Here is a 3,664-nt window from a genome sequence, read left to right as displayed (position 1 = left end):
GCTGGCCGCTCTTGTGCGTCGCCAGCGCGCCCAGGTTGGGCACGGGCGGGATCAATGGCAGGAAGCGCCCCATCGCCTGAAGTAGCTGGAGCAGGTTCGTGCCCTGCCGCTCCTGCTCGTGAGCCAACGCCACCAGCCGGCTCGTCAGCCGCTCCGGCGAGCTGTTCTCCAGCTCTGCCCGGTCGATGTCGGCCATCAGCGGCAGCAGAGGGCCCAGCCGGCGCACCACGGCGGCCACGTTGACCGTGTTTGTCGCGTCCGTCGTGAAGTCGCCCACCACCCGCTCGACCTCGCCGCGGATAAAGCCGGCGTAGTCGTCGACGTAGTGGTCGATCAGCTCCTCGACAGCCTGGTCGAAGGCGGCGTCCACCTTCTCGTCCAGGTCGACCTCCCCGCCCATCAGGAGCGTCCGCCGCTCGGCGTAAACGGCCTGGCGCTGCTTGCTCATCACGTCGTCGTACTCGACGACGTTCTTGCGCATGTCGAAGTTGTACCCCTCGACACGCTCCTGCGAGCTTTCGATGATCCGGTCGAGAAGGCCCGCCTCGATGGGCATGTCTTCCGGCAAGTTGGTGCGGGACATGAAGCCCTTCAGCCGCTCGCCGCCGAAGCGCCGCATCAGGTCGTCCTCCAGCGACAGGAAGAAGCGCGACGAGCCGGGGTCGCCCTGGCGGGCGGCGCGGCCACGCAACTGGTTGTCGATGCGCCGCGACTCGTGCCGCTCCGACCCGACGACGTGCAGCCCACCCAGCCGCCAGATGTTTTCCTTGTCGCGCCGCGCCTGTTCGCGCAACTCCTGGATACGGGTGATGTGTTGCGGCCCCAGGCCGGGGATGTCGGCCGCCAGTTGTTGCGCCTCGTTCAGCCGCTCGCCCAGGACGGCGCGGATGAGCGCGGCGCGGGCGTTGTAGTGGCGCTCGAACGTCTCCTCGGCCAGGAATTGGGCCAGGTGCTTCTCGTCAGCGTGGACGTTCTGGTAGCGCACCAGCTCGTTCCAGCGGCGCATGATCTCGTCCACCAGGGCGACATCTTTGTCCAGCCCTTCGACGAAAGCCCGCGCCTCGGCCAGCTGGCCGGCGCGCGCCAGCCGCAACGTGTTCAGCAGATCGTTGTAGTCAATGCCGTATGGCTCCTGGAGCGTCCGCGCCAGGTAGCCAATGATCTGCACCTGCTCGATCTCCACCAGCGCGGCATCAAAACGGGCGCGCGTCTCCAGCAGGGCATCGACCAGATCCTCGGTCAGCCGGTTGCTCTTGCGCGCCACATCGCGCGCCGCTTCCTCGCCCTCGGTCACCAGTTTCACGGCCAATTGCCCAAGCATCGGCCGGTCGAACATCTCCTTTTCCAGCGCCTCGGCCGCCAGCCCCTCGGCGTTGCCGCCCAACAGGATGTCGGTGCCGCGGCCGGCCATGTTGGTCGAGATGGTCACCGCGCCGGGCCGGCCGGCCTGGGCGACGACGAGCGCCTCGGACTGATGTATCTTAGCATTCAGCACCGCGTGGGGGATGCGCTCGCTATCCAGCAAGCGGGAGATGGTCTCGGAGTGCTCGACCGAGGTTGTGCCGACCAGAATGGGCCGCCCCGTCGCGTGGACGCGCTTGATCTCATTGATGATGGCCTGGTCTTTGGCCGGCGACGTGCCGTAGACCTGGTCGGGATAGTCGAGCCGCTTGTAGTAGACCGGCTCGCCCGTCCCTGGTCGCACGTAGACGGTAGCCTCCGCGCCGTCCATCTTCTCCTTGCGCGTCTCCAGCGGCATCTGGCCGGTGTCGACAATGTACTCAACGTTGGTCGGCAGCGGGGTGACGCCCAACTCATAGATTTTGTCGAACTCTTCAGCATCGGTCAGCGCCGTACCGGTCATACCGGCCAGCTTGTCATAGAGGCGGAAGTAGTTCTGCAGGGTGATGGTCGCCACCGTGACCGTCTCGCGCTTGACGTTGACGCCCTCCTTGGCCTCGATGGCTTCGTGCAGGCCGTCGGAGTAGCGGCGGCCGGGCATGAGGCGGCCGGTGAAGTCGTCAACGATGATGACCTCGTCCCCCTGAACGACGTAATCCACGTCGCGCTTGAACAGGTATTGGGCGCGCAGGGCATTGTCGAGATAGTAGGTCAGGTGGTAGAAGCGCGGGTCGTAGAGGTTGTCCCCGGCCTCAGTGTCAAGCTCAGTAATGCGCCGTTCGATCTCGGCGATGCCCATTTCGGTCAGGCTGATGCTGCGGCTCTTCTCATCGATGTCATAGTGGCCGTTCGGCTCCTCCTCTTCGTCGGCCGTGTTGGCCCGCAGCCGGCGCACGTAGTCGGCGAAGCGCACGTAGTCGCTGCCGGAGCGCGCCGCCGGGCCAGAGATGATGAGGGGCGTCCGCGCCTCGTCGATGAGGATATTGTCCACCTCGTCGATGATGGCGTAGTGGAGGCTGCGCTGCACCAGTTGATCTTTGCTCGTCGCCATGTTGTCGCGCAGGTAGTCGAAGCCAAACTCGCTGCTGATGCCATAGGTGATGTCGGCCTGGTAGGCCTGCTGGCGGGTGCACGGCCGCCAGTGCACCAGCCGCTCATCCTCCAGTTCCGCACCGGGGTTGACGTATTCCGGGTCAAAGAGGGCCGAGAACTGGAGCGGGCCGATGACGCCGACGGACAGGCCGAGCATGTGGAACACCTGGCCCATCCAGCCGCCGTCGCGCCGGGCCAGGTACTCGTTGACCGTGACCAGGTGAACGCCCTGGCCGGCCAGCGCGTTCAGGTAGAGCGGCAGCGTGGCGACGAGCGTCTTGCCCTCGCCGGTACGCATCTCGACCACTTCGCCCTGGTGGAGCAATATGCCGCCCATGAGCTGCACGTCATAGTGGCGCAGGCCGATGCTGCGGCGCGACGCCTCGCGGACGAGGGCGAACGCCTCCGGCAGCACGTCATCGAGCGACGCGCCGCCGCCCACCCGCTCTTTCAGGGTAGCGGTACGCTCGCGCAGCACCTCATCCGGCACTCCCTTTAGCGCGGCCTCCAGTTCGCTAATGGCCGCCACCGTGGGGCGCAGGTTATTGATGATCTTCTTGTTCGGGTCACCGACGATGCTGGAAACTAGTTTTTTGAACATGGCGACATCTATTATATGCGCGCGGCCCGAAAACGTGGCCGCCGCTAGTTATTCGTTAAACAACTCGCCCACGCTGCGCCCCTCGTGCGAGCGCATGATGACTTCGCCCAGTAGTTCGGCGACGGTCAGGATGGTCATGTTGGGCAGCCGTTGCGCCGGGTCGATGGGCAGCGTGTCGGTCATGATGATCTCTTTGAGATCGGCCGCCGCCAGCCGCTCCAGGGCCGGCGGCGAGAGCACGGCATGGGTGAAGGCCAGATAGACATCCTTGGCTCCATTCTGCCGGACGACGTTGACCGCCTGCTCCACCGACCCGGCCGTATCGACCAGATCATCCACGATGATCACGTCCCGCCCGGCGACGCTGCCGATGAGCGTCAGCGCCTCGCGGCCGGTGGCGCTGTCCACCCGGCGCTTCTCCACGAAAGCCAGCGGAAAGCCCAGCGAGGCGGCGAAGTTCCGGCCGCCCTTGGCAAAGCCCAGGTCGGTGGTGACGACGGTGGCGTTCAGCTTCTTGCGGCTGATGTAGTTACAGATAAGGTGCTGCGCGCTCAGCGCGTCGCCCGGTAT

2 protein-coding genes are annotated in these 3,664 nt (G+C 65.6%); both read right to left on the bottom strand.

From position 1 onward, the window contains the following. Window positions 1–3,094 (bottom strand): preprotein translocase subunit SecA (locus ACE3UY_RS20320; RefSeq protein WP_374689306.1); only part of this gene is annotated, 3,094 nt, incomplete at its 3' end. A gap of 48 nt (window positions 3,095–3,142) precedes the next feature. Next, the coding region (locus ACE3UY_RS20315) for a ribose-phosphate diphosphokinase (RefSeq protein WP_374689305.1) at window positions 3,143–3,664 on the bottom strand (522 nt) is incomplete at its 5' end.

Origin of the sequence: Promineifilum sp. (SeqCode) (genome assembly GCF_041918635.1) — a bacterium.
Lineage (GTDB): Bacteria > Chloroflexota > Anaerolineae > Promineifilales > Promineifilaceae > Promineifilum.
This window is presented reverse-complemented; position numbering and strand designations above follow the sequence as displayed.